We start from the raw sequence: 24,648 nt of genomic DNA on the forward strand, positions 1-24,648 counted from the left end.
GGAATTTGCATGAAATCGAATAGGACCTGACTACACTCTTTCTCAAGCTGCTGTCGCGCGCTGCCATTGATCGGCTATCCGTTTCCTCAGGAGGCGCAGAGTTCGGCAGGAGATCAGGTCGCGCCGAAGAGTGAACGTATTGTAACCTGCCGAGGGAACCGAGAGGAAACGCCGAGCTGATCCGACCGACTTGAGACCGTGCATCTGCCGTTCTCGTCGCTGGGCCGCTCGATGCGAGTTCTCGGCACGATTATTCTTGCGCAACCCTTGCTCGCGGCAAGCTGAGGGCCCCTACTCTCGCACCGCATAGCCCAATATTTCCCCTGGAACCGCCATTGCTCCAACCTGAAAGGCCAGGGCATTTGCCAGCACTGAGGGGTCGATCCGATACCGACAACGCCATTTCAGGATAAGATAAATTTCGATGACTTCATGCATACCTCGCAATATACTATTCTATATGGAAGTTTATTTTCGAGCTTCTTCAGAAATTTTCCGCTAATTACAAGATTATCACGTCACATATCACAAACTATAAGGAATTTCAACTTAGCTATATGCTGACACAAAATCATCATAACTTTTGCTGACTGCCACGCTTGAACCAATTGCTATCAGTCTGGTTATCAGTACTCCCAACAGGGACATTTGAAGGAGAACTGATTATGGCTCAGAACAATGGCTCTTCGAACCGTGGCTTTGCGTCGATGGATGACAACAAGCAGCGGGAGATTTCAAAGAAGGGCGGCGAAGCCAGTGGGGGCAACTTCAAGAATGATCCCCAGAGAGCATCGGAAGCCGGCCGTAAGGGCGGTGAGCATTCCCATGGCGGCAACAACGGCCGCTAAGCGATAGCGTGACCGGAAAGGGCTGCTCTCGGGCAGCCCTTTCTGCGCACCTTCCACCCATCAGTCTTGCGGGCAAAACTCATGAATCATCAGGACACTACGAATACCGGCACAATTCGCCACCGGGCTGAAGATGACCTGTTTCACTACGATCGGTCGACAGCAGGTCGCGGCCTTGAATGCGATACAGGCCTGTTTCGATCTAAAGCCTCAGCACGGGATTGGGTGAAAGGGATGCGTCCGCGCTGGCTGACAGGATCGTCTCAGCCGCTGGCCCGCCCTCGCTTCGAGGGATGATAGCGTGTGCTACTCGCAAGGACAGAGGTGAAAGTGTGCTACGCTGACCAAAACCCCATCCGGGGTAGAGCGAACAGGGCGTCATGCGGAGCAAACCACGACGCAGGACGCACAATGAACTTTGTCTCGCAGCAGTGGCAAACGGCGGTTTGGCCGGGCCGAACCATGCCACCTCAAAGGAGGAGCTGAGCGGGCGCACCCACTCCTACATGGTCCGGCTCGCCAGGGAGGCTCCTACCGGGATTGCCCTGCAATGATCGAGGCAGACAGCCCGCAACAGGCCGCTTGCGGCGCATGATCCCGCGGATCAGATCGGCTCGATCGCGCAAGGCCGAAGGTGCCATACGCCAATTCACACAACCAGCACGCGTCCGCCGAACCCGGAACGAAATAGAGCCTCGTGAGCGGCCTGATCCGGATCATAGCAGCAGTCCTGAACGAGGCGCAGGTCGTAGTCCGCATCGCTGGCCCAGGCGACGCTTGAAAGAACAACGCCCGTGGTGCTTATCCCTGCCATGACAAGCGTGCTGACGCCGCGTGACCGAAGGTCGGAATCGATCGAGGTGCCGTGAAAGACGCTGGCCCGCGAGCATGCATAGAAAAGGTCGCCCCGTTCGATCGCAAGTCCTTCGACAGGCAGACCGGTACGAAATCGTCCACTCGGCAGATACGGTGTGATTTGGCGATTCGTCGCCGGAGGGGCATGCTCATACTCTTCGCCCAAAGAGAAATTGGGGAACAGCACCGGTCGGCCAGTAGCGCGCCAGCGTCGGATCAGAGCGTTACACCGGTCTAGCAATGACGATGCCTGCCCCGCAAAGAGGATGTCGAACACGTCGACCTGGTAGTGCATAATGACGAGAGCCGCTCTATCGATGTAACTCGCCTGAATATCGATCGACATCACTATCCTCCAAAATTTTATTTGAACTCGAGCTGCGTATTTGTGGCGGCTCGGGCGGGTCCGCCAGGACCACTTGCAAAGATATAATCTGCTTAGATCACACCAGCTCTGCTGGCAGGATCAAGAAAACCATTGGCTGGCACGGGCTTGAGCGGAATTCATGAGCCAACCGCCCCGGGGGGAGCGAATGAAGTTTATGAGATCCTTGTTCAGTCGCTCCTTGCGGGTGAAGGAGAGTCCGTGTGGAGCACCCTCGTACACCACCAGTCGACTGCCCCGGATCAGGGTTGCAGCCGGGCACCCGGTCAGGTCGAGCGGCGCCGAGGCATCCCGGTCGCCATGAATGATCAGCACCGGCACATCGACCTGTTTGAGCTCAGGTCTGAAATCCGTCGCCACCATGATGCGGTTGAGTTCACCGGCCGCTTGCAGTGAAGTCTGGGTCATCATCCGAATGGTCCAGTCGATCATGGCCTGTGACGTGCCGGGCACGAAGAACGGCTCGGCGTTCTCCGCGGCCCAGCCTGCAAAGTCGCTCAAGAAGACATTACGTGCCTGCGCGAACACCGCCTCCGGAACCCTGATCGGGTTGTCGTCCGTCTTTAGGAGGAAGGGAATCGCAGCCGGCGCAACCAGTGCCACTCGGGCAACACGGTCTGAACCATGCCGCATCAGGTAACGCACGATCTCGCCGCTGGCGAGGGAGTGGGCCACGAAGGTCACGTTCTCCAGCTCCAGCCCCGGACGACGTCCGCGAGGTCGTCCGCCAGGGTGTCGTAATCGTAGCCCCGGCCCGGGTCGCTCGAACGGCCGTGCCCCCGTCGGTCATAGGCGATGCAGCGGAAGCCCTGTCGGGACCGGAACTCCATCTGGCAGGCCCACATGTCCGAACTGAGGGTCCAGCCGGCCAGGAACAGGACGGGGACGCCCGTGCCCCAGTCGCGATAGAACAGGGCTGCGCCTTGTGCGGTCATGACGGTGTTCGGGCCCAGGATGTGGGCCTCTCTGGTGGCGGCATTCATCGTTTCACCCTCCATCATCCTGTCGCGTGAACACCCGGATCATGCAACCGTCGGCACTTGGTCGAGAAACCCGGTCACGGTGGCGAGGCGGCCGTTCTCGAGCGTGGCGAAGTCGGTGCCCTTGATGGGGCCGTCACCGCCCTCAGGGCCGAGTTGCCAGGAGAAGCGGACCTGATTGCCATAGCCGTCCGGCTGCCCCACGAGGGCGAAGCGAAAGCCGGGGAATTGCCTGTGCACCCCCTCAATCAGATCAAGGATCTGGTCATGGCCGTGTCCTTGCATGAGCGGATCGAGGTACGTACCGTTCTCGCTCCAAAGCTCGGTCAGCCGGGCCTTGCGACATTGGGAATCAGACTCGTTCCAGAGAGAGATGTACCGGGTGGCGATGGCGGCAGCGTCGGTCATAGGTGGTCTCCTGGTGGCGACGGGATCAGTCCCGGCGTGAGCACCATGGCCGACGCCCAGTATGGCGTCGATTACGTCGCAGGTCATGAGATCATCTGCCCGATTTCAGATCAGGGCTTAACATACCAGAACTCCGAAGCGCCCTCCGGCAGCAGCGTGAGCGTGCGATCAAGGGCCCCCTCATCAATGTGCCTTCGTAAGGCACGGGCAACGTCCTTGATGGCTGTGTCAGGCGCGAAGTTGTGGTCTGCCCGCAGCGCCTGCACCTCCTTGGTCATGATCCAGCGGCCCCCGAACGGCTGCCTCGGCTCATCAATATCCCAGTCCGCTACAAAGATAGCCCTCAGAATGGGAGGAAGCACATTAGCGAAGGTGATCGCTTCTTTGACATCCAGTCGCCGGCGAAAGACCTGCAGGACAGCTTGCACCATCGTGTACACCTGATTGCGTGTCGCCAAACCGGAGAAATCTCGCGCATCCACGAGAAACCTCTCGAAGTCTTCTGAAGCATGCTGAAGATCCATTGGCATGGTCATGCTGGTTCCCTGGTTTGTGGCCCACTGAAAACTGAAGGGTAATGTCGGGCTCAAGACTGCGCGAGTTCTTTGAAGCCCCCGGAGGTCATGAGCCACGGTATCAGGCCGGTCAGGCATCAGCCCCATGAAACGCCGGGATCGGGTCAAGGCAGTGCCAAAAGGCGGATCGTGATCCACTGGGAACTCGCCTGTGGTCTCCTGAATTCGCGCCGGCGGGAACCTTCCTGGCGTCTTCCAATCCAATAGTCATCGACCAAGGCCCTGTCAGGCACGGGTGAGGGTGCCATGATCCGTTCGGTTGCCTATTCAAAGGCGGCTCTCGCCGGCATGGCGGGTGCGGTTGCCTGGGAAGCCACCGCCCGGGTGCTGATCTGGGCAGGCATACCGTTCTTTGATCTCGTCATGACGCTCGGGACCTTGATCCTCCCCCACGCGCCGGCATGGGAGGCTTGGCTGGCCGGCATGGCGGTTCACCTGCTCGTCGGCGCGATCTGGGCCGTGTTCTACGCCTATTTCTTCTGGTCCGTCCTGCCGCTCCGCCCTGCCCTACAGGGTCTGGTGTTTGCCTTCGTGCCGATGCCCCTCGCGATCTTCATCATGCACCCTCAGTTCGACCTGATGAACCCGCTCGTCGAGAGCGGCCAATTGCCGTCTTCCGGGTTGTTCGGCTTGAGCGCCGGAGCATACGAGCCGCTCTCCATCGGAGCCGGACACCTGATCTGGGGCACCGTGCTGGGCCTGCTCTATACGCGGCCTGTCGGTTTCCCGGCGAACCGTTCTCCACGCCTGACCCACCAGCTTGGCGGCTCACACGCTTCCTCCAATTCGGCTCCCGAGTCGACCGGCCACAGGTTCATGTTTGCGACAGGCATCGAGTGCAGCTACCCCACCCTCGAGGGTGGGCGCTGGCGCATGGACCAGATGGCGGCCTGCGGCCACTACCGCTATTGGCGCACCGACCTTCAACTCGTGCGAGATCTCGGTCTCCGCTATCTGCGATACGGCCCTCCCCTGCACCTGATCCATCGGGGTCCCGACGAATATGACTGGACCTTCCTCGACGAAGTCGCCGCTGAGATGCAGCGGCTCGGCATCGTGCCGATCATGGACCTGTGCCATTTCGGATTGCCCGATTGGCTGGAGAACTTCCAGAACCCCGAAGTGCCGCAGGCGCTGGCCGATTATGCCCGGGCATTCGCTCAGCGCTATCCTTGGATTCGGCTCTACACGCCCGTGAACGAGATGTATGTATGCGCCAAGCTCAGTGCGCTCGAGGGATTGTGGAACGAGCAGTGCCGGGACGAGCGCGCCTTTGTCACGGCGGTGCGCCACCTTGCCAAGGCCAATGTCCTGATGATGCAGGCGATTGCGGCCGAGCGCCCGGATGCCGTGTTCGTCAACAGCGAGAGTGGAGAGTTCTACCAACCCTGCTGTCCTGACCCCGAGACTCGCCGCATCGCCGCGTTCGAAAACGAGCGGCGCTTCCTGCCGCTCGACCTCCTGTACGCCCGTCCGGTGCACGAGGACACGCATGCCTATCTCTTCCAGCACGGTATGCCGTCTGAAGAATATGCGTGGTTCATGCAGCAGGACGTGCGCCGGCGGGCCATTCTCGGCGTCGACTACTACGAATGGAACGAGAAGCTCATCGACAGCAATGGCCAGGCGCAGGCCCTCGGCGAGCTGTTCGGCTGGTATGTCATTGCCGATCAGTACTATCGCCGCTATCGGCAACCGATGATGCATACCGAGACCAACCGCATGGACGCGCGCGACGGCCCGCGCTGGCTCTGGCGGCAGTGGCACAATGTGGAGCTGATCCGACAGGCGGGTGTGCCGGTTGTCGGCTTCACTTGGTACTCGCTCACCGATCAGGTCGACTGGGACATCGCCCTGCGGGAGCCGCTCGGCAACGTTAACCCGGTCGGCCTGTTCGACCTCAACCGCGACCCGCGGACCGTCGGCCTCGCCTATCAGCACCTCGTGCGCCTCTTTGAGGCCGACCTCGGCAGGTCACCGTCTATAGAGGCTGTGCTGGAGGAAGCCTCGAAAGTTCGGACACGGCAAACGCGGAGGCTCCATGCTTAGAATGCTACAAGCCCATGGCCTCGATGCCGGACCGACCCAACGGCCTGTTCTGGCGGGCGCCATGGCCGGCGTGATCGCCGCTGCTCCGGCCCTCGCACTCCTCGCCGGGTTCCGGGCGTTGGACGCGCCCGCACGAGCAGCCGGCATACTGGCTGGAACAGCCGCCCTCACCTATGCCGGTCTGATGCTCGTTGGAGGCATCCTGTACGGTTGGCTGTTCCAGCGGGCGGCCAATGACGTACGGGGCGGCTGGCTCTTTGGCCTGGCATATGGCTTCGTGCTCTGGATGCTCGGTCCGATCCCGATGCTGCAATGGCTGCCGGACCAGCCCATCCTGCGCGGCTACCCCGCAGCCGGACTGCTGTTGGCCCAGTTGCTTTGGGGCCTCACATTGGGGCTGGTGTTCCCACCGGTGCACCGCCGCCTCCATGGGCGGTTGCAGGGTACGAAGCCAATCAAATTCTCAACTCAAACGCATATTCTCAAATGATCTGCTCAACGGCAGAGCCTCATGCGCAAATGTGGGTACCGGTTTTACGGAGAAAGGGGCTCAAAAACCGAGACGTACAGCATCGGATGTGGGTTCGATGTCACGTCCGATGCTGTAAGTGCTTGGAAACTCTCACACCACCGTCTCACACCAAGATGCCAGTGGACACCCAGAGCAGCGTGCGCAGAAGAGGAGACCGGTTCTTCGCGAAGAACGGTACTACATCGAAGAGATCGAGGAAGCATTCAGAGCCCGTCAGAATGCTTGCTCGAAGTCTTCAGGGCATCATGAAGTTCAGCATCGCTCTCGCCCTGTCCGCCGCCACCCAGCACCAACCAAGCGACAACAGACAATCTCAGCCGAATGAAGACAACACCAATGGCGCGCAATTGGTTCCGGCGTCGGCCATGATCCTCCGGCATGGGAGGCTTGGCCGCGATGCATGTAGCTTGGCTGTTAAAATTCTGGTCGGATGGAGCCTGCGCAGCTCGATGAAGCTGTGCTGATAACGAAAACAGAGGGACGACATCATGAACCGAACCATGCTGCCCGGCTTGGCCTTGACCGCGCTTTTGGCCACATATGCACCCGTCTTAGCCCAAAGCGCAGATCAGAGCGCCGTCATAGCGGAGCGCATCGCAGAACTCAAGAAGCGCGCGATCGAGGGCGTGGACGCCCGCGCCAAACTGGCTCAGGAGATGAACGATTCGATCTTCAGCTTTGGCGAGCTTGCGTTCCAAGAGTTCGAGACTTCCAAGTATATCACGGCCATTCTCGAAAAGAATGGCTTCACCATCGAGCGGAACGTCGCCGGGCTACCGACCGGATGGGTGGCAAAGTGGGGATCGGGCGGCCCCGTGATCGCGCTCGGCAGCGACATCGACTGTTTGCCGAAGGCGTCTCAGAAACCAGGCGTCGCGTACCATGCCCCCCTGGTCGAAGGAGCCCCCGGACACGGCGAAGGACACAACTCGGGCCAGGCGCTGAACGTCGTGGCGGCGCTTGCCATGAAGGAGATCATGGAGCGCGAGAAGATCCCTGGAACGATCATGCTCTGGCCCGGCGTTGCCGAGGAACTCGTTGCGGGCAAGGCCTATATGGTCCGCGATGGAGTGTTCAACGGGGTTGATGCCGTCCTCTTCACGCATGTCGGCAACAACCTCCAGACCGCGTGGGGCCAGCCCAATGGCACAGGCCTTGTCTCCGTCGAATATTCGTTCAAGGGCGAAGCGGCGCACTCCGCGGCGGCTCCGTGGCGCGGCCGCAGCGCGCTCGACGGCGTCGAACTCATGAACATCGGCTGGAACATGCGCCGCGAGCACCTCCGGCCCGAGCAGCGCTCCCACTATGTCATTACGGACGGTGGCGACCAGCCCAATGTCGTCCCTCCGGAAGCCTCGGTCTGGTACTTCATCCGCGAGCAGGACTTCGAGAATATCCGCAAGAACTTCGAGATCGCCAACACCATCTCGGAGGCCGCCGCGAAGATGACGGACACCACGGTCACGCGGCGGATCATCGGAACTGCGGCCCCACGTCACTTCAATAAGCCTATTGCCGAGGCGGCTTACACCAATATCCAGCAGGTCGGATTGCCTCAATGGACGGAGGACGAGCAGGCCTTCGCCAAGGCGGTGCAGCGCACCGTCAAAGGCAAGGAGGAAGGGCTTGCGACCGAGCTGAAGAAATTCGAGCCTCCCGTGGAGAAGCCTGAAAGCGGCGGCTCCGACGATATCGGCGACATCTCGTGGACCGTGCCGACCATCACGTTGAACTACCCGTCGAACATTCCCAATCTGCCAGGCCACCACTGGTCGAATGCCATGTCGATGGCGACACCTATTGCGCATAAGGGCGTTGTTGCGGGAGCGAAGGTGATCGCGATGACCACCGTCGACCTTCTGATGAAGCCGGACTTGCTGGCGCAGGCCAAGGAGTACTTCACCAAGGATCAGCAGAAGGGCCAGACATACGTCCCGATGATCACGGCCGAGGACAAGCCCCAGGTGCACATCAATGCCGATATCATGGCGCAATATCGGCCCGAGATGAAGAAGTACTATTACGATCCTTCCAAGTACCCGACCTATCTCGATCAGTTAGGCATCAAGTTCCCTGTTCTGGAGAAGCCGAAGAACTGAGATTGGCAACCGTGCGTACCCCATTCACGCGGGAGAACGACGCAATCGGCGGCGGTCTTTTGAGACCGCCGCCACTCATAAGACGAAAAGCGACATCGTGTTGGCATGGCGTCCGATGTCGGTCTTCCATCCTGTGGGGATGAAGTCTAGCCGTCCGGCCGGACCTGTTTCACCCGCCGGGGCAGCTCGCGCAGGAGGGCCGTACGCCGATACGGCGTCAGTTTCCGCCATTCCCGGATCTCGGAGATCGTCCGCCCGCAGCCGAGGCACCAGCCGGTCCGCCCATCGAACTCGCATACAGAAATACAAGGGTTGTCTTTCTTCACGGCCTCAACCTGATCTGCGGCAAACATTGCGCTCGACAAGCATAGGGTAGCCCCCTATATGATACAAGCCGTTGACGAGGAGGTCGCATGTCCCACACGATCAAGGAAAAGACGAAGCTTCTCGCTCGGGTCCGCCGGATCAAAGGCCAGGTTGAGGCCATCGAGCGCGCCTTGGACGCCGAACTCGGCTGCGCCGACGTGCTTATGCTGGTCGCCTCGGTGCGCGGGGCCGTGAACGGCCTGACCGTCGAGCTGATGGAGGACCACATCCGCAACCACGTGGTCGATCCGGCCCATGAACCGGACCCGGAGCGCGCCAAGGGCGCGGCCGAACTCATCGACGTGGTCCGCACCTACCTGAAGTGAACCCGCTTTGTAGCGGCTCGCGTCCCTGATGGGCGCCCGTCCGTGCGTTTGGAAAACTGATGCCCGATATTGCTCAACTTCTTCAGTCCGGCGGCAACGGCTGGCTATATCTGCCCTTTGCCGTTCTGCTCGGCGCCCTGCACGGGCTCGAACCCGGTCACTCCAAGACCATGATGGCCGCCTATATCGTGGCGATCCGCGGCACCATCGGACAGGCCGTGCTGCTGGGCGTCTGTGCCGCCCTCTCGCACTCGCTGATCGTCTGGGTCGTCGCCATGGCCGGCCTGTCGCTCGGCCGCGACATCCTGAACACGCATTTCGAGGCATGGCTGCTGATCGCCTCGGGCATGATCATCATTGGCATCGCCGCCTGGATGGTCTGGCGTACGGGCCAGACCCTCGGCTGGTTCCGGCGGCATTATCATGGCCATCATCGCCATGATGAGGTCCGGATCATCGATACCGGGCATGGGATCGTCGAGCTCTCGATCTTCGAGGACGGCGTGCCGCCGCGCTGGCGGCTGCGCACTGTCAGTGGCAACCCATGGGAGGCCAAGGACGTGCTGGTCGAGACCGACCGCAGCGACGGTTCCGGCGAGCGTTTTAGCTTTGTCGAACGGGACGGATACCTCGAGTCCGCAGGTGAGATCCCCGAGCCGCACGCGTTCACGGCCCGGGTGCGGCTGTCACATGGGGATCATGCCCACACCTACGTGGTCGCATTCTCGGAGCATGATCATGATCACCGCCATGACCATGCCCATTTGGACGAGGATGCGCATGAGCGCGAGCACGCCGAGCAGATCGCTCGCCAGCTCGCGACCAATGGCGGCAACGTCACCACGGGTCAGATCGCGCTGTTCGGCATCACCGGTGGCCTGATCCCCTGCCCGGCCTCGATCACCGTGCTGCTGATCTGCCTCCAGCTCGGCCAGTTCACGCTCGGCGCCGCTACGGTGGCCGCCTTCAGCCTCGGCCTGGCGATCACTATGGTGTCCATCGGCGTTGCCGCCGCCTGGGGTGTGCAGCGTGCCTCGAAGCGGATCAACGTCTCCGACCGCCTGCTGCGACGCCTCCCCCTAGCCTCGGCCGGCCTCGTCGGTGTCCTCGGTGCGATCATGCTGGTGCAAGGCTTCGTCGACCTCGCTGCCCCCGCAACGACGCTATCGTAGGGGCATCCTATGGAGAGAATCGCTCGACCGAATGAAGTGGCAGAGACCGCATGAACAACGGCAGCTTGATCGACCGGGCCAAGCAGTGGGCGAGATCCATCAAGCGTGACGTGGTCGCGCTTTGGATCGCCGCCCGCGACCCGCGGGTGCCTTGGTATGCGAAGGCCGCAGCAGCAGCTGTGGCAGCCTATGCCCTCTCTCCGATCGATCTCATTCCGGATTTCGTCCCGGTATTGGGCTACCTCGACGATCTCCTTCTCGTGCCTTTGGGGATCGTGCTTGCCGTCAAGCTCGTCCCGACTGACCTGATGGCGGAGTTCAGGGCCACGGCGTCTGCCCGGGAAGGGCGGCCTATGAGCCGGGTGGGAGCAGCGGCGATCATCGCGCTGTGGGCGCTTAGCCTAGCGGCTCTGGTTTGGGTATTCTGGCCCACCCTACCCGCGTGAAATCTTCGTCTCGTTCGGCCGATCCCAGGGAGCCACCATCCTGGCATATAGACTCACACCTTCCGCCCTGCCCCAGGCAGGCGGACCGCGTTGGCTGCGAGAATTGTCGGTCATCCTACTGTCACGCTTCATGTCCTAGCAACCCACTACTCTGTTCAAACGAGAAGTGACCCCAATGAAGCAATGGATCGCCGCCGGCCTCCTGGCCCTTTCCGTCTCGCCGGCCCTCGCCCAGTCCAACGTTCTCGCGTTCAAGCAGCCGTCGTCGCTGCCTGAGGAACTCAACATGGTGGTTGAGATCCCGGCCGGCAGCTCGATCAAGTACGAAACCGATGCGGATACGGGCTTCCTGTTCGTCGACCGCTTCCAATCCATGCCGGTGGCCTATCCGGCGAACTACGGTTCGATCACCAGGACGAAAGGTGAGGACGGCGATGCGCTGGATGTGATCGTGTACACCCGGCAGCCGGTGCAGGGCGGAGCCCTCATCCGGGTCCGGCCGATCGGCGTGATGAAGATGATCGATGGCGGCGAGGTCGACGACAAGATCGTCGCGGTACCGGTCTCGAAGATCGATCCCACCTATGATGCGGTCCAGAAGATCGAGGACCTGCCGGCGATCGAACGCGACCGGCTCCTCGCCTTCTTCCGGGTCTACAAGCAACTGCCCGATGGCCGTAAGGCGGTAGAGGTCAAGGGCTTCGATACGGCTGAAGTCGCAAAGGCCCTGATCAAGAAGGCTGCAGAGCAGTACGGGAAATAGCTATCCTTCCAGCCAACGGCAATCCTCCGGCTGGAGCATCGGACGTGAAAAGTGGAATCTACTTTTGGGATTTCCTCCGATGCTCCCTTCCTGGAAAAAGCGCATCGCTCTTGCGGAAAACCGAGTCCACATTTCGCTGACGCGGCCCACCGGGTCCGCATGATGCACTAGACCGCCGGGAGATGGCGGGCGAAAGGGCGCTGCCTTCAGGGTATCGCAGTCATCCTCCCGGGACCCCGGGCCGCTCAGGAGACGCAATCCAAGCCCGCCATCACGCCGGCAGACCAAAAGTATCTCCTCCTGAACCGAGGACTTCGATAAAGCGGTTCTTTGCGACATCGATTGGGCCGGAATTGTCGATCCGCACGTAACTGCATGCCGCCGCAGGTACGTGGAAATCGACCGACCGGACGATGCGCCCGCTCGCTTCATCGGCACTCTCCCGACCACGCGCGATGATCCGCTCGGCCAGGATTTCCGGCCGAGCCGTAATCTCGACGACAGCAATCCGACCGAACGTTTTCACTGCCTCATCCAGAATCCCACGGGATATATTGGCGACGACGGTATTGCCTCGAACGACTGCATCGAGTGCCGATTGAGGCAGGCCATAGAAAAGACCGTGAGCCCCCCAACTCAAGCAGAACATGCCGGCGACACGTCCTGCCTCGAACGCTTCGGGCGTCATCGTATCATGATCTTCCGTGGTGCCGTCCGAAATACGGGTAATGACCCTGCGGACGAAGATGATCCCAGGCTGATGGCGCACCGCTTCCGCAACGGCCCTGATGAGCGTATCCTTGCCGGCTCCGCTGGGGCCGACGATCGCAACGAACATTCCTTTACGCAACGCGGACCCCTTCCCGCCAGACGGAGCAAACCCGGGGCGGCCGACCGTTCACGGCCTGAACGCGCACGAGATCGGCACGCCGCCCAATTTCGATACGGCCGCGATCGGACAGTCCTGCGGCATCGGCCGGGTTCGCTGAGATCAGGCGTATCGCGTCAGGCAGGGTGATATCGGCTCGCTCGGCCAGGAGAAATGCGGCCTGGACGAGACTGAACGGCACATAATCCGAGGACAGAATATCCAGCGCCCCGGCGCGCAGCAGGTCAATGGCTGAAACATTGCCCGAGTGAGAGCCGCCCCGCACGACATTCGGCGCGCCCATGAGCACATGCAGCCCCGCATCGCGTGACAGCGTTGCGGCCTCAATCGTGGTCGGGAATTCCGCCAGGGCGACTCCCAGCGAGACGCTCTCTTCCACATGGGCCCGCGTCGCATCATCATGAGACGCTATCGAAATGCCGCTCGTGCGGCAGCGATCGGCCAGGAGTCGGCGGTTGCGTTCGGAGTTTGCAGCCGATTCCGCGATGCGTCGCTCACTATAGGCAGCAAATTCACTATCGGTGAGTTTCTTCTTGCCCTGATAATAGACGCGATAGGCTTCCAGGCTGACGAATTGCCTCTGACCGGGCGCGTGATCCATCAACGAGGCGAGACGCACCCGCTCGTTTCCCCGAAGTTCGTCGAAATGTTCCACCACGTCGGCGACCGAAACCTCGCACCGCAAGTGGATGAAGTGCTCTGAACGCAGGCGCCCGTCGGTACTCGCCGACGCGATGGCGCCCGCCATAGCCGACATCTCCTGCGCACCGAACTCGGTATCGCCCTCAAGGCCGACCCGCAATGCATCGAAAACGGTGGTTATGCCGGAGGTTGCGATTTGCGCGTCATGCGCCTGGAGTGCCGCGTCCATGTTCCAGCGCACCTTCGGGCGAGGCTGCAAATGGGTCTCAAGGTGATCGGTGTGCAACTCGACACAACCCGGGATCAATACATCACCGGCAAAATCCTCGCCGGCCCTGGAGTTCCCGCGCGAGATATCGGTTATATGCCCGTCCCGGATCTTAAGGGTGCCCTCAACGATCTCGTCGGCGAGCACGATGCGTGCATTGGTGAATATGATTTCTGAGGTCATGGCCCTAGGCATAGGATGGCATGCCGCCTTGCAGCGGATGGCGTGAATGGATATGGAATGGATCGCCCGGCTCCGGCTCAACAAAGAGCGCAAGCGCGTCAATGACAACGGAGGTGTTGAGTGCGGGACTGAACTGGGAGTGCAGCAGCGCCTCGACCTGGGCTGCCTCATCCTCAGCCAGAATCGCATTGGTCAGTGTCATGTGAAAGCGGAAGTCCTGCCCCACATACGGATAGCCCCAGCGCGCCAGGTTCGCTTGCTGGCGCTCCGACAGATTGTGTGAATTGCGCCGAGCCACCTCCTGCCTGCTCAGCGGGGCACGGAACGGTTCAAAGGCAGTCCGAACTGCCTCCTCCAATTGCAGCAATTCTGGAAGCACCGTCTGAACCGTGAGCGCAAAGAAGCGGTTGAGCCGCGTAACAGTGAGCTTTCCGAGAGAGAAAGCCTGTATCCTCTGCGAGAATGCAGCCAGTTCGCGGTCGAGATCGTGGAGCGTCATGCCATCGGCGAGCCGAAATGGAGCCTTCAACGTCGCATGAAATCCATAGCGTGCTGGATCGGACACGAGGAGGTCGACTTTCGGATTCGGATCACGCACGATGCGATTCTCGAATGCGTCGCGCCCGAGCCACGTGGCTGCCCGCACGGTCAGCGGATCGCTCTTGGCCGGAGTGAAGTAGATTGCCGCCCGCATCAGATCACCAGCCTGCGGAGAAGCTGCGAGATCAGATCCATCACCATGACCGTAACCACGACAATGATCAGGATGGCGGAGGCCTGAGGATAGTAGAAGGCACGGACCGACTCGAAGAGGACTTGGCCAATGCCCCCGGCGCCGATGATTCCGAGAACCGTCGCGGACCGAATATTCGATTCAAGGCGGTAGAGCGAGAATGACATCCAGAGCGGCAGGACCTGCGGGATCACGCCATAAATCACCTGTTGGACGCGGGAAGCGCCAGTTGTGCGGATAGCCTCCACAGGGCGCGGATCGATCGCCTCGACGGCCTCGGAAAACAGTTTTGCCAAAATCCCGGTCGTGTGAATGAACAGGGCCATGACGCCGGCGAATGGACCGAGGCCGACCGCCACGATGAACAGGACCCCGAAGACCACCTCATGAATGGATCGGAAAAGATCCATCAGACGGCGCACGGGCTGCAGGATCCACCAAGGAACCATGTTGTGAGCGGACATGATCCCCAAAGGAATTGAAAAGACCACGGCCAGGAATGTCCCCCAGATCGCGATCTGGATCGTGACCAGCATCTCATCCAGATAATGGCGCCAATCGTTGAAGTTGGGGCGCAGGAACCCGGCCGCATATTCGGCCATGTTTCCGGAATCAGTGAAGAGATACGTCCACCGGCTTACTTCTGCCGGCCCCCAACTCCAGGAGAGTGCCGCAACGAGCAAAGCCAGCAGAAGCAGGTTCCGCAATCCGTTCGATCCGCGCCCTGGGTCCCGCGATGACGTCGTGCGGTCTCCAACCGATTTGATAAGCTTGAGAACCGCAGTACTGGGATTCGATGCTGTCTGATCCATGCCGGTATCAAGGCTCTTCCGTTCATTGATTGAAGGAGATGGCCTGCCCCCAGGCCACCTCCCTTGGGTTGGCTCAGCCGGCGGCAGCCAATTCGGCCTCGTGCTTGGCCTTCTGCGCCTTTAGTTCATCGAGCTTCGCCTTCTTCGCGTCGGCGGTGAGCGAAGCGTCAGCCTCGATCTGGGAAATCGACTTGGTGAGCTCCATGACGCGGATCGGCAGCAACTGCCTGTCGGAAGAGGCGCGGAACGGTGCCCACTTCAGACCGGCCAGCACGTTCTTCTCGGCGGCGATGTCACCTGTCGACTTGTCGGTACCGTAGGTGAGAAAGAAGTCTCGGATCTTGGTCTTCTGTGCGTCCGGCAGATCCTTACGCCACACGATCGGGTCGGAGGGGATCAGGGGCGAGCGCCAGATTTCGCGGATCCTCTCGAACGCCTTGGGCTGATTCTTCTCGATCAGCGCCATGTTCTCCGTGTTGTTGGCCGCCGCGTCGACCTGCTTGTTGGCCACCGCCATTGCATTGGTCTCGTGGTTGGCGTTGGTGACATTCTTGAAGCAGGTCTTCGGGTCGATTCCCTTGGCGCTGAACACGAAGGTCATCGGCACGAGATAGCCGGAGGTCGAGTTCGGGTCGCCGAGGCCGAAGTTGAGAGACTTGTCGCACTTCAGGACATCGTCAAGCGACTTGATTGGCGAATCCTTGGGTACGATCACGACCGACCAATAGCCCGGTTCACCGCCGACCGGCACGCTCTGCACGAAAACTTCGCCATTGGCGCGATCCACAGCTTCCATGGCGGATTTGTTGCCGTACCACGCCATCTGTACCTTACCAAACCGCATGCCTTCGATGATCCCGGCATAGTCGGAAGCGAAGAACGGCTTTACCTCAAGGCCGGTCTTCTTCTTCAGGTCGGCGAGCAGTGGCTCCCAGCTGGTCTTCAGGTTCTGCTGGGACTCGGTCGAGATGATGCCGAAGTTGATGACAGCCTGGGCCCAAGCAGCCGTTGACATCGTGCAGGCGAGCGACACCGCTGCCGCCCATTTGAGCGTGGTCTTCATTTCATTGTCTCCGCTTATATTCCGAGGTTCAGGCCAACATGCGAACCGGGTCGTGGCCGTTCGGCCGGACCGGCAGAGCCGGCAGCAATTCTACCGGGCTTTCCGGTAGAACCAGTTCTTCCGAAGCGTCGCCGTAGAGCTCCGCGAGGAAACCGTTGGAGAGGGACGTTGAAGGCCCATCATAAACAATGCGCCCGTCGCGCATGGCGATCGTACGCTTGCAGTACCGCCGCGCATACTCGACTTGGTGCAGCGACACGAGGACAGTGATGTTGTCCTGGGTATTGATCGTCGCCAGAACGTCCATCACGCGCCGCGCGGAGGACGGGTCGAGCGCGGAAATCGGCTCGTCGGCGATCAGGATCGAGGCTTCCTGCACCAGGGTGCGCGCAATGGCAGCACGCTGCTGCTGCCCGCCAGAAAGGGTCGAGGAGCGCTGAGCCGACACGTGAGGGATGCCAACCCGCGCCAAGGCGTTTTCAGCCTTTTCCTTCTCGGAGCGGCTGAACAGGCCGAGCGTGCCGCGCCAGCGGGGGACCCGGCCCAAATGGCCGATGAGGACATTGGTCAAGACGGAGAGACGCCCCACCAAATTGAACTGCTGAAAGATGACCGCCACACGACCGCCGGGGCGCCCGCGCGTCAATCGTCCCGCCGTCTGCGATACTTCTCCGAGAACCACGACTTTCCCGGTCTCACCATCACCTGCCTCGAGCCCAGCAATATGACGGATAAGCGTGCTCTTGCCGGAACCCGATGCGCCGATCAGAGCGACCATCTCGCCACGCTGGACGTCGATGCTGACATTATCGAGCGCCTGGGTCCTGCCGTAACGCTTCGAGAGGTTAGAAACGCTGATCGCTGTCATGTGCATCATCCTCGTTCGTCCAAACTTACCGACCCAGGATAACTTGATGGCGACGGTTCGATGTCAGTTCGATGAAGGTTCGGCGTCAGCGCTTCATAGCGCTCCACAAAAGCCTCTGCCGTCAGCATCCGGAAATCCTTCAGGGCTGAAAAAAGCTTGTCGTGCGGCCACTCCCACCATGCGAGGCGATCCATTCGCTGTCCGATGTCGCGAGTGAAGCGCTCTCGGATGAAACGGGCCGGGACACCACCGACGATAGTGTATGGCGCGACATCGCGTGAGACGACGGCCCCCGCCCCCACGACAGCGCCGTTGCCGATACTGACCCCGGGCAGAACAGTCGCTCCGTGTCCGATCCAGACATCATGCCCGGCCGTAACCGGTTGGGAGCGGCGCCACTCGAAGAACTCGTCTTCGTCGGCTGCGCCCTCGAAATAGTCTCCTGCCCGATAGGTGAAATGATGAAGCGTGGCACGCCATGTGGGATGATTGGTGGCATTGATGCGCACGGAGGCCGCGATGTTGGCAAATTTGCCGATCTCTGCACACCAGATCGCACAATCCTGCATGACATAGGAATAGTCACCCAGAACCGCCTCGCTCACGCGTGACCGCGCTTCGATTTCGACAAAGCGGCCGAGCGTGCTATCCCTGACATCGGCCGTCGCATGGATGAGCGGCTTGTGCTCGCTGAGCTTGGTCATCACGCAGCCTCCCGCGTCGAGAAGGCGGCAACGTCGATAATCTTCGTCGCAACGGCCTCACGAACCGGAATGTCGTGGAAGATCCCGACAACAGCCGTTCCAGCAGCTAGTTTCTCCCGGATCATCGTGACAACGACGTCCCGATTGGTCTCGTCGAGCGATGCCGTCGGCTCGTCGAGCAGTAGGATCGGGTGATCAATCATGAAGCCACGGGCGATGTTCACCCGCTGCTTCTCACCGCCAGAGAACGTTGCCGGAGGGAGATTGAAGAGGGCCGTCGGCAGGTTCAGCCGCTCGAGCATGGCAGCGGCGCGGTTCGCCGCGACCGTGCGCCCGACTCCGCGCGCGATGAGAGGTTCGGCCACGACGTCCAGAGCCGAAACCCGTGGGATCGCCCGCAGAAACTGGCTGACATAACCGATATGATCGCGCCGGAGACTAAGTACGAGGCGGGGATCGCCGGCTGCGAGGTCTGCGACCTCTCCCGTGCTGCGGTCCCGCACAAGGATTCGGCCGGCATCGACGGCGTAATTTCCGAAGATCATGCGCAGGATCGACGATTTGCCGATCCCTGACGGACCGCCCAGCACAAGGCATTCACCGGAAGAGACGTCAAACGTGACATTGGCCACGACGGGAAGGCGGAGGCCGCCGCGAAGGTGGATCGTGAATGACTTGGATACATCCTCGACCGACAGCAGGGGAACGCCAGCCATGGTAGATGGATTGTCGGTCACCATCTCAATTCTCCAGGATCGAGGCGACGAGAAGCTGGGTATAGGGATGGCTTGGATCGTCCATCACGCGATCGGTCAGCCCCTGCTCGACGATCCGTCCGCTCTTCATGACAATCATGCGCTGCGACAGAAGCCGGGCGACGCCGAGATCATGGGTGACGATGATCACCGACAAACTGAGATCCGAGACCAGCATTCGTAGCAAATCCAGAACACGCGCCTGGACCGATACGTCGAGACCGCCGGTCGGCTCATCCATGAAGATCAAACGCGGGTGGGTCACGAGATTGCGCGCAATCTGTAGACGCTGTCGCATGCCGCCCGAGAAAGCCACCGGCATATCGTCGATGCGGGAGGCTGCGATCTCGACACGTTCCAACCAGTCGCTGGCCCGGCGCCGGATCTCGCCATAGTTGCGGTCGCCAATCGCCATCAGCCGTTCGCCGACGTTAGCCCCGGCAGATACCCGCATCCGCAACCCATCCGCCGGGTTCTGGTGGACGAAACCCCAATCCGTCCGCATGAGGAAGCGGAGTTCGGCTTCACTCAGCTCCGCGAGATCAGGGAAGCTTTGATCGCGCATCCGGTACCGGATTTCGCCGCTGCTGCGCTCCAGCCGAGTGGAAATGCAGTTGAGAAGGGTGGTTTTGCCCGAGCCGGACTCGCCCACGATCGCGACAACCTCGCCCGGCCATGTATCAAAGGAGATATCCGTGCAGCCGATGAAGTCGCCGTAGCGCTTTTCCAGATTTCGGACGGAAAGGATCGGTTCGCTGTTCATTCCGCGGCCTCCCAATCGGTCTTCCCGGCGCTATGCTGCGGCAGACCTGCTCCCTGATACCCCTCGGATCGGCGGGTTTCGCAATGGTCCGTGTCAGAGCAAACAAACATGCGCCCACCGCAGTCGTCGGTGATGACTTCGTCCATATAGACGTCGTGGGCATTACAGAGCGCGCAATGGGAATCGAAGCGCTGGACCGTGAATGGATGATCCTCAAAGTCGAGACTGACCACATCGGTGAACGGCGGCAGCGCATAGATCCGCTTCTCGCGTCCGGCACCAAAAAGCTGCAGGGCTGGCGAACGGTGCATTTTTGGGTTGTCGAATTTTGGGATCGGCGATGGGTCCATGACATACCGGCCCTCGACCTTTACGGGATAGGCATAGGTCGTGGCGATATGGCCATGCTGCGCAATGTCTTCGTAAAGCTTGACGTGAACCAACCCGTATTCTTCCAGCGCATGCATGACCCGCGTTTCTGTCTCGCGCGGTTCGAGGAAGCGAAGAGGCTCTGGGATCGGCACCTGATAAACGATGATCTGGCCCTGGATGAGAGGAGTCTCAGGAATGCGATGGCGGGTCTGGATGATCGTCGCATCGGCTGTTCGCGTCGTGGTCGCAACATTCGCTACCTTGGCGAAGAAGGCCCGGATCGACACCGCATTGGTGGTATCGTCGGCTCCCTGATCGATGACTTTGAGCACGTCGTCCGGACCGAGGATTGATGCGGTGACCTGCACTCCGCCTGTGCCCCAACCATAAGGCATCGGCATCTCGCGGGAGGCGAACGGCACTTGGTATCCAGGGATCGCGATCGCCTTCAGGATCGCACGCCGGATCATGCGCTTGGTCTGTTCGTCGATGTAGGCGAAGTTATAGGCAAGCAGGGAGTGAGTTTTCATTCTGCTGCCTCGCTCATTAGTTTATTGGAACTCACCGTTTCGGCCTCGCGGCGTAATGTTCGCAGCAATTCGAGTTCTGCCTGGAAATCGACATAGTGAGGCAGCTTCAGGTGCTCGACGAAGCCCGTAGCCTGCACGTTGTCGCAGTGTTCCAGCACGAACTCTTCGTCTTGCGCCGGAGCCATCCGTTGCTCGTTGAACTCGTCGGCTCTCAGCGCGCGATCGACGAGGCTCATGGCCATCGCCTTGCGCTCGGATTGCCCAAAGACGAGCCCGTAACCGCGCGTGAAACGCGGCGGCGTGTCGGCGCTTCCCTTGAACTGCGACACCATCTGGCACTCTGTGACGCGGATCGAGCCGACACACACCGCAAACCCAAGTTCCGGCACGTCCAGTTCAATATCAACCGTGCCGATTCGGATCTCACCGACGAAGGGGTGCGTCCGCCCGTAGCCGCGCTGTGTCGAATAGCCGAGGGCCAGCAGGAAGCCCTCGTCGCCGCGCGCTAGTGCCTGCAGGCGAATCTCGCGTCCGACGGGATAGGCAGTCGCCTCACGAGTCAAATCACCTGGTTCATCGTTGCTTGGGACATCGGCTTCGATCAGCCCTTCACCATCAAGTAGATCCGTCACTCTCGGACAGTTGTCCTCTTTGGGTCGCTCACGCCTGATCGGATCCGCGACAGCTTCGTCACATGCCATGGTGGGATCGATCAGGCGGTGCGTGTAGTCGAAGGTCGGCCCCAAGAGCTGGCCGCCCGGGATATCCTTGAAGGTCGCAGAGACTCGGCGCTCAATGCGCATCCTGTTCGTGTCGATCGGACACGCATTGCCAAACCGCGGCAATGTGGTCCGATAAGCGCGCAGAAGGAAGATCGCTTCAATCAGATCGCCACGTGCTTGGCGCACGGCCATCGCCGCAAGTTCGGGATCGTAGAGAGAACCCTCCGCCATCACACGATCGACGCCAAGGGATAATTGATTGACGATCTGCTCGACGGAGAGCGCCGGCACATCGCGATCGCCACGCCGGCGATCAGCCATGAGACGATGCGCATTGGAAATCGCCGCCTCTCCACCTTTAACCGCGACATACATCGCTCAAGCCTCCACAAGACGTGTGGTGCGCGGCAGTGCGAGCAATTCGCTGCCGCAGATCAAAACCAGATCAAAGCCGAGAGGGAAGCGTGCCGCATTGTGCGCCATCGCCTCGGTGAAACCATCCGGCAATCCGTGCGGTGCGATCATGGCAACGGTTTCGATTCCCGGTCCGCGGATTCTCCGCGGCGTTCCATCGCGCAGGCTTTCAACCGGCAAAAGCAGTGTCGCGGATCGGTCGGGGTAGGAGAGCGTGCCCATTGCGAGTTTCGACCAGCCACCGACGAGGCTCTTCGTGGATAGAACCGCAAAACTCGCCGTCGCCGGGTCTTTGGTGACAGCGGCGCCCGTGTGAAACGTCAGCCACGACACGGCTGCTTCTGCACCCTCGTCTTCAATCCAGACCGGGGTATCATAGTCGGCGAGAGTTGCCAGGAAGGCAGCCGCTGCCGGCGCAAGCGGCGCAGGTGCTTGAACCGGCTGGCCCACATCGACGACGAGGCCCGGCTGCGCCATCGCGTCCATCACCAGCCGGAATGCAGCCTGCGATTGAAACACCGGGGCGGTGAACCCGCCATCCAGAAGGGTTGTCGCCGTCATCAATCTTCTCCGCGAACCATGGTGAAGAAGTCGACGCGCGTGGCCTCGGTCTCTTCGGCCTGCCGTATCCGCGCTTCGTCTTGTTCTGCAAGCGCCGGCGTTACAAAGCCCGCTTCGATCACTTGGACCCAGTCGGGAAGTTGGGAGAGCGCATCAAGGTGCGCGACGATTCTTGCCTTCTGCAGGTGGCGACCAAGGACAATCGCGTGGCCGATCTCGCCTGTTGCGAGCTTCACGGTGGTGCGGGTCACCGTCGCCTCGCCGAGATTGAAGATCGCGCCACCACCGCCCGCCCGTCCGCGAAGCATGAGCGTGCCGATTTCAGGGCCTCGGATCGGTGTTGCTGCGGGAGCGGTGGACGCCAGCGCAGCGTATCGCTCCGCTAGCTTGGCCTGGTCGCTGGAAGTCAGGATATCAAGCCGTCGCTTCCGGTCTTCATTGAAAGGGTGCATTCCACTCATCACTTGTCTATTTGTCTAGACAACTATTCATGTCTGTGATTTACCCTATCTTCCGTGACAAGCGGATGACGTTTTGGAGGGAGGTGGTGGCGATGAGCCCGGACGGAGACGGCGTCACACGCTGGCGACGGGTGGCGGACGACATCCGCAGCAGTATCGGTGACGGCATCATTTCGGATGCTCTGCCGTCCGAGCTTGAATTGGCAGCGCGTTATGGTGTCAATCGCCATACGGTCCGCCGTGCCATTGCAGCTTTGACGGCAGACGGGTTGCTGCGCGTGGAGCGTGGACGCGGCACGTTCGTCAACAACAAGCCGGAGCGCATCGTCTATCCCATCGGCTCACGCACACGCTTTTCCGAAAACATGCTGAAGCAATCGTTGGAGCCTTCAGGCCGGCTCATCAAATCCGACTACGTTCTGTCGGATTCTGTGATGGCGGCCCTGCTCGAATGCCGCGTCGGCACGCGACTTCACCGTCTCGACAGCCTCTCGGTTGCGAACGGCGTCCCGCTCTCGCGTTCGACATCGTACTTTTCGGCAGAGCGCTTTCCAGGGATCATCGACGCCTATGCCGAAAGCGGCTCTATCACCGAAGCCTTACGGCGCGAGGGAGTTGGCGACTATCGCCGCCGGGAGACCCGCCTGACGGCAGAACGCGTTTCGGCTAAGGACGCCGAGCTCATGAGCTGCGCAGCTGATGCCGTCGTCCTGATCAGTAAAGCGATCGATGTGGATCTCGAAGGGCATCCGGTGCAGTTTATCAGAACCAAGTTTCTGGCGGATCGGGTGGAACTGGTGATGCTCCAGAACTGACATTCAGCGGACCTTGCCGGGAAGATTTCGGATATTTCCATCCGGACCAAGGGTCGTCTCGCGAGTGTCCGACCAGCGCTTCCGGGTATGCAGGGGCAGCCTCGGCCTCTTGAGGAGACCTTTCGAAGTGGCTGATGGATGGCATCGACTTCACCTCCCCGGACGATAAGCCCGTTCCGCCGGAGGCCTCACTGTTCCACATCCTTTGGGGTCTTCATGAACACAGCCCCGTTCGCACGTGACGGACAGGGCAATTTGCGGGCTGGCGTTCCGAGGGAGCTTTCGCCGGTCTCCCGGGAGACTGCCGGTGAATCTGCCAGGCGGGTCAGTGAGCGAAGGCGCTGGGGAAGGCACCAGAAGTGGCGGTGCTTGGGGGTATGGAGCCCCGAGCACCGGACATAACGCGGAGGCTCAAGCCATGTGCGATACGGCACTACCTCTATGGGAGGCCTAGGGTTGTCGTACGGGATAACCGTACAAGATGTCATCTCACGCATGCCAAGCGTCTGGGTGTGCCGTCGCGTGAAACATGAGTGATGACAGCATCGAACGCAAAAGTAGGAACCGGTTTTGCGTGAAATGATTCTCAAAATAGAGACTTACAGCATCGAATGTGGGTTCGATTCCACACCCGATACTGTCGAAGAAACCTGCAACGGGGGCTCCCGCGAGACCATGCTCGTGTCGAGGAGGATTGCCGATGCGTTCCATATCCGTCGTGATGACCGTTGCTTGCGTTTCATTCCTGGCCATCCCCTTACAGGCGGAGGCTCAATCCCAAAGGCGGTCAACGCTCGGGCAGGGCCGCCCACTGGTTCTGCGCGTGACACCGCGCAGCTTCCTTAACCCGGGCAACGTCGTCCCAGTCGGCTCGATCAATCCGGGCTATACCGGCTACGGGCAGGTGCAGTCCTATCTGCTCTTCCCGCCCTATGGCCAGAGCCGGGAGGCCTTCGGTTTGTCCCACGTTCTGCCCGACCCCATCACCAATGGCCCGTTTGTGGGCGCGCGCAACCCCTTCGGGCCTATCGATTACGTCGCCCCGCCCGGCCTAGCACGCTGAAGCCGTCCTCCCATCCCTGCGACCCTCTGCCAATGACGCGGTCCTGGAGCCTTATCCCAGGACCGCACTGCTCAGGAAAACCGTATGGGAGCGCCCTGCCCTCGCTTGCACAGACACGGGCGTGGAATGGCAGACTATGCCAGGGGTACCGCAGCAAAACGCCTTCATCGAAAGCTTCAATGGGCGGCTGCGCGATGAATGCCTCAACGGGCTCAGTTCACCTCGC

At 60.7% G+C, this 24,648-nt stretch carries 30 protein-coding genes and 1 pseudogene; 12 read left to right on the top strand and 19 right to left on the bottom strand.

What is annotated here, in order from left to right; all coding sequences use genetic code 11:
- Positions 1-665: 665 nt before the first annotated feature.
- Positions 666-848 (top strand): general stress protein, encoded by a 183-nt coding sequence (locus AB8841_RS05875; protein WP_370434892.1) that lies wholly within the window; start codon positions 666-668, stop codon positions 846-848.
- 649 nt (positions 849-1,497) lie between these two features.
- Here AB8841_RS05875 and AB8841_RS05880 read toward each other — a convergent pair.
- The 5 genes from AB8841_RS05880 to AB8841_RS05900 form a co-directional block, all read right to left on the bottom strand.
- Entirely contained in the window at positions 1,498-2,049 is a 552-nt protein-coding gene (locus AB8841_RS05880; protein ID WP_370434893.1) for a cysteine hydrolase family protein, read from the bottom strand.
- A gap of 120 nt (positions 2,050-2,169) precedes the next feature.
- Complete coding sequence (locus AB8841_RS05885) at positions 2,170-2,772, bottom strand: alpha/beta fold hydrolase (RefSeq protein ID WP_370434894.1); 603 nt, start codon at positions 2,770-2,772, stop codon at positions 2,170-2,172.
- Positions 2,769-3,071, bottom strand: coding sequence for an alpha/beta fold hydrolase (locus AB8841_RS05890; protein WP_370434895.1), 303 nt, complete (start codon positions 3,069-3,071; stop codon positions 2,769-2,771). The genes AB8841_RS05885 and AB8841_RS05890 overlap by 4 nt, the downstream gene beginning before the upstream one ends.
- 39 nt (positions 3,072-3,110) lie before the next feature.
- The gene (locus AB8841_RS05895; protein ID WP_370434896.1) at positions 3,111-3,476 is read right to left on the bottom strand and encodes a nuclear transport factor 2 family protein; all 366 of its coding nucleotides are present in this window, start codon (positions 3,474-3,476) and stop codon (positions 3,111-3,113) included.
- Positions 3,477-3,586: 110 nt separating this feature from the next.
- A complete protein-coding gene (locus AB8841_RS05900; protein WP_370434897.1) occupies positions 3,587-4,012 on the bottom strand; it encodes a DUF2267 domain-containing protein in 426 nt (141 codons plus the stop codon).
- Between the two features lie 285 nt (positions 4,013-4,297).
- Here AB8841_RS05900 and AB8841_RS05905 point away from each other — a divergent pair, with 285 nt between their 5' ends.
- The 4 genes from AB8841_RS05905 (at position 4,298) to AB8841_RS05920 (ending at position 8,731) form a co-directional block, all read left to right on the top strand.
- On the top strand, positions 4,298-6,100 hold the full coding sequence (locus tag AB8841_RS05905) for a family 1 glycosylhydrolase (RefSeq protein ID WP_370434898.1): 1,803 nt from the start codon (positions 4,298-4,300) through the stop codon (positions 6,098-6,100).
- Positions 6,093-6,590, top strand: coding sequence for a hypothetical protein (locus AB8841_RS05910; RefSeq protein WP_370434899.1), 498 nt, complete (start codon positions 6,093-6,095; stop codon positions 6,588-6,590). Before AB8841_RS05905 ends, AB8841_RS05910 begins: the two co-directional genes overlap by 8 nt.
- Before the next feature lie 287 nt (positions 6,591-6,877).
- Positions 6,878-7,096, top strand: a complete 219-nt coding sequence (locus AB8841_RS05915) for a hypothetical protein (protein ID WP_370434900.1) — start codon at positions 6,878-6,880, stop codon at positions 7,094-7,096.
- Positions 7,097-7,120: 24 nt separating this feature from the next.
- On the top strand, positions 7,121-8,731 hold the full coding sequence (locus AB8841_RS05920; protein ID WP_370434901.1) for an amidohydrolase: 1,611 nt from the start codon (positions 7,121-7,123) through the stop codon (positions 8,729-8,731).
- Positions 8,732-8,877: 146 nt separating this feature from the next.
- Here AB8841_RS05920 and AB8841_RS05925 read toward each other — a convergent pair whose 3' ends face one another.
- Positions 8,878-9,084 carry a DUF1289 domain-containing protein gene (locus AB8841_RS05925; RefSeq protein ID WP_370434902.1) on the bottom strand — a complete coding sequence of 69 codons (207 nt, stop codon included), beginning with the start codon at positions 9,082-9,084 and terminating at the stop codon, positions 8,878-8,880.
- A 60-nt stretch (positions 9,085-9,144) separates the two neighbouring features.
- On the opposite strand from AB8841_RS05925, the gene AB8841_RS05930 reads away from it, so the two are divergent.
- From AB8841_RS05930 to AB8841_RS05945, 4 genes are all read left to right on the top strand, one after another.
- Entirely contained in the window at positions 9,145-9,423 is a 279-nt protein-coding gene (locus tag AB8841_RS05930) for a metal/formaldehyde-sensitive transcriptional repressor (protein WP_370434903.1), read from the top strand.
- A gap of 59 nt (positions 9,424-9,482) precedes the next feature.
- Entirely contained in the window at positions 9,483-10,595 is a 1,113-nt protein-coding gene (locus AB8841_RS05935; RefSeq protein ID WP_370434904.1) for a sulfite exporter TauE/SafE family protein, read from the top strand.
- 50 nt (positions 10,596-10,645) lie between these two features.
- Positions 10,646-11,041, top strand: a complete 396-nt coding sequence (locus tag AB8841_RS05940) for a YkvA family protein (RefSeq protein ID WP_370434905.1) — start codon at positions 10,646-10,648, stop codon at positions 11,039-11,041.
- A 175-nt stretch (positions 11,042-11,216) separates the two neighbouring features.
- Positions 11,217-11,804, top strand: coding sequence for an inorganic diphosphatase (locus AB8841_RS05945; protein ID WP_370434906.1), 588 nt, complete (start codon positions 11,217-11,219; stop codon positions 11,802-11,804).
- 271 nt (positions 11,805-12,075) lie between these two features.
- Here AB8841_RS05945 and phnN read toward each other — a convergent pair whose 3' ends face one another.
- The 13 genes from phnN to phnG form a co-directional block, all read right to left on the bottom strand.
- Positions 12,076-12,642: a phosphonate metabolism protein/1,5-bisphosphokinase (PRPP-forming) PhnN gene (phnN, locus tag AB8841_RS05950; protein WP_370434907.1), complete on the bottom strand. Its 567-nt coding sequence runs from the start codon at positions 12,640-12,642 to the stop codon at positions 12,076-12,078.
- 4 nt (positions 12,643-12,646) lie between these two features.
- On the bottom strand, positions 12,647-13,786 hold the full coding sequence (locus tag AB8841_RS05955) for an alpha-D-ribose 1-methylphosphonate 5-triphosphate diphosphatase (protein ID WP_370434908.1): 1,140 nt from the start codon (positions 13,784-13,786) through the stop codon (positions 12,647-12,649).
- A 4-nt stretch (positions 13,787-13,790) separates the two neighbouring features.
- A complete protein-coding gene (locus AB8841_RS05960; protein WP_370434909.1) occupies positions 13,791-14,480 on the bottom strand; it encodes a DUF1045 domain-containing protein in 690 nt (229 codons plus the stop codon).
- Positions 14,480-15,226: a phosphonate ABC transporter, permease protein PhnE gene (gene phnE / locus AB8841_RS05965; RefSeq protein ID WP_370434910.1), complete on the bottom strand. Its 747-nt coding sequence runs from the start codon at positions 15,224-15,226 to the stop codon at positions 14,480-14,482. Before phnE ends, AB8841_RS05960 begins: the two co-directional genes overlap by 1 nt.
- Positions 15,227-15,404: 178 nt before the next feature.
- Entirely contained in the window at positions 15,405-16,394 is a 990-nt protein-coding gene (phnD, locus tag AB8841_RS05970; protein WP_370434911.1) for a phosphonate ABC transporter substrate-binding protein, read from the bottom strand.
- A gap of 28 nt (positions 16,395-16,422) precedes the next feature.
- Positions 16,423-17,262: a phosphonate ABC transporter ATP-binding protein gene (gene phnC, locus AB8841_RS05975; protein WP_370434912.1), complete on the bottom strand. Its 840-nt coding sequence runs from the start codon at positions 17,260-17,262 to the stop codon at positions 16,423-16,425.
- Between the two features lie 5 nt (positions 17,263-17,267).
- Positions 17,268-17,966, bottom strand: a complete 699-nt coding sequence (locus AB8841_RS05980; RefSeq protein WP_370434913.1) for a DapH/DapD/GlmU-related protein — start codon at positions 17,964-17,966, stop codon at positions 17,268-17,270.
- The gene (gene phnL, locus AB8841_RS05985) at positions 17,966-18,706 is read right to left on the bottom strand and encodes a phosphonate C-P lyase system protein PhnL (RefSeq protein WP_370434914.1); all 741 of its coding nucleotides are present in this window, start codon (positions 18,704-18,706) and stop codon (positions 17,966-17,968) included. Before phnL ends, AB8841_RS05980 begins: the two co-directional genes overlap by 1 nt.
- 1 nt (position 18,707) lies before the next feature.
- The gene (phnK, locus tag AB8841_RS05990; protein ID WP_370434915.1) at positions 18,708-19,484 is read right to left on the bottom strand and encodes a phosphonate C-P lyase system protein PhnK; all 777 of its coding nucleotides are present in this window, start codon (positions 19,482-19,484) and stop codon (positions 18,708-18,710) included.
- The gene (locus AB8841_RS05995) at positions 19,481-20,386 is read right to left on the bottom strand and encodes an alpha-D-ribose 1-methylphosphonate 5-phosphate C-P-lyase PhnJ (protein ID WP_370434916.1); all 906 of its coding nucleotides are present in this window, start codon (positions 20,384-20,386) and stop codon (positions 19,481-19,483) included. Before AB8841_RS05995 ends, phnK begins: the two co-directional genes overlap by 4 nt.
- On the bottom strand, positions 20,383-21,483 hold the full coding sequence (locus AB8841_RS06000) for a carbon-phosphorus lyase complex subunit PhnI (protein WP_370434917.1): 1,101 nt from the start codon (positions 21,481-21,483) through the stop codon (positions 20,383-20,385). Before AB8841_RS06000 ends, AB8841_RS05995 begins: the two co-directional genes overlap by 4 nt.
- Before the next feature lie 3 nt (positions 21,484-21,486).
- The gene (phnH, locus tag AB8841_RS06005; RefSeq protein ID WP_370434918.1) at positions 21,487-22,083 is read right to left on the bottom strand and encodes a phosphonate C-P lyase system protein PhnH; all 597 of its coding nucleotides are present in this window, start codon (positions 22,081-22,083) and stop codon (positions 21,487-21,489) included.
- Positions 22,083-22,535: a phosphonate C-P lyase system protein PhnG gene (gene phnG / locus AB8841_RS06010; RefSeq protein ID WP_370434919.1), complete on the bottom strand. Its 453-nt coding sequence runs from the start codon at positions 22,533-22,535 to the stop codon at positions 22,083-22,085. The genes phnH and phnG overlap by 1 nt, the downstream gene beginning before the upstream one ends.
- Before the next feature lie 101 nt (positions 22,536-22,636).
- Here phnG and phnF point away from each other — a divergent pair, with 101 nt between their 5' ends.
- The 3 genes and pseudogenes from phnF to AB8841_RS06025 all read left to right on the top strand — a co-directional run.
- The gene (gene phnF / locus AB8841_RS06015) at positions 22,637-23,359 is read left to right on the top strand and encodes a phosphonate metabolism transcriptional regulator PhnF (protein WP_370434920.1); all 723 of its coding nucleotides are present in this window, start codon (positions 22,637-22,639) and stop codon (positions 23,357-23,359) included.
- A 700-nt stretch (positions 23,360-24,059) separates the two neighbouring features.
- Positions 24,060-24,422 carry a hypothetical protein gene (locus AB8841_RS06020; RefSeq protein ID WP_370434921.1) on the top strand — a complete coding sequence of 121 codons (363 nt, stop codon included), beginning with the start codon at positions 24,060-24,062 and terminating at the stop codon, positions 24,420-24,422.
- Positions 24,423-24,552: 130 nt separating this feature from the next.
- Positions 24,553-24,630, top strand: a pseudogene (locus AB8841_RS06025) (integrase core domain-containing protein); the annotation flags it as partial.
- Positions 24,631-24,648 lie beyond the last annotated feature (18 nt).

Origin of the sequence: Microvirga sp. TS319, assembly GCF_041276405.1 — a bacterium.
Taxonomy (GTDB): domain Bacteria; phylum Pseudomonadota; class Alphaproteobacteria; order Rhizobiales; family Beijerinckiaceae; genus Microvirga.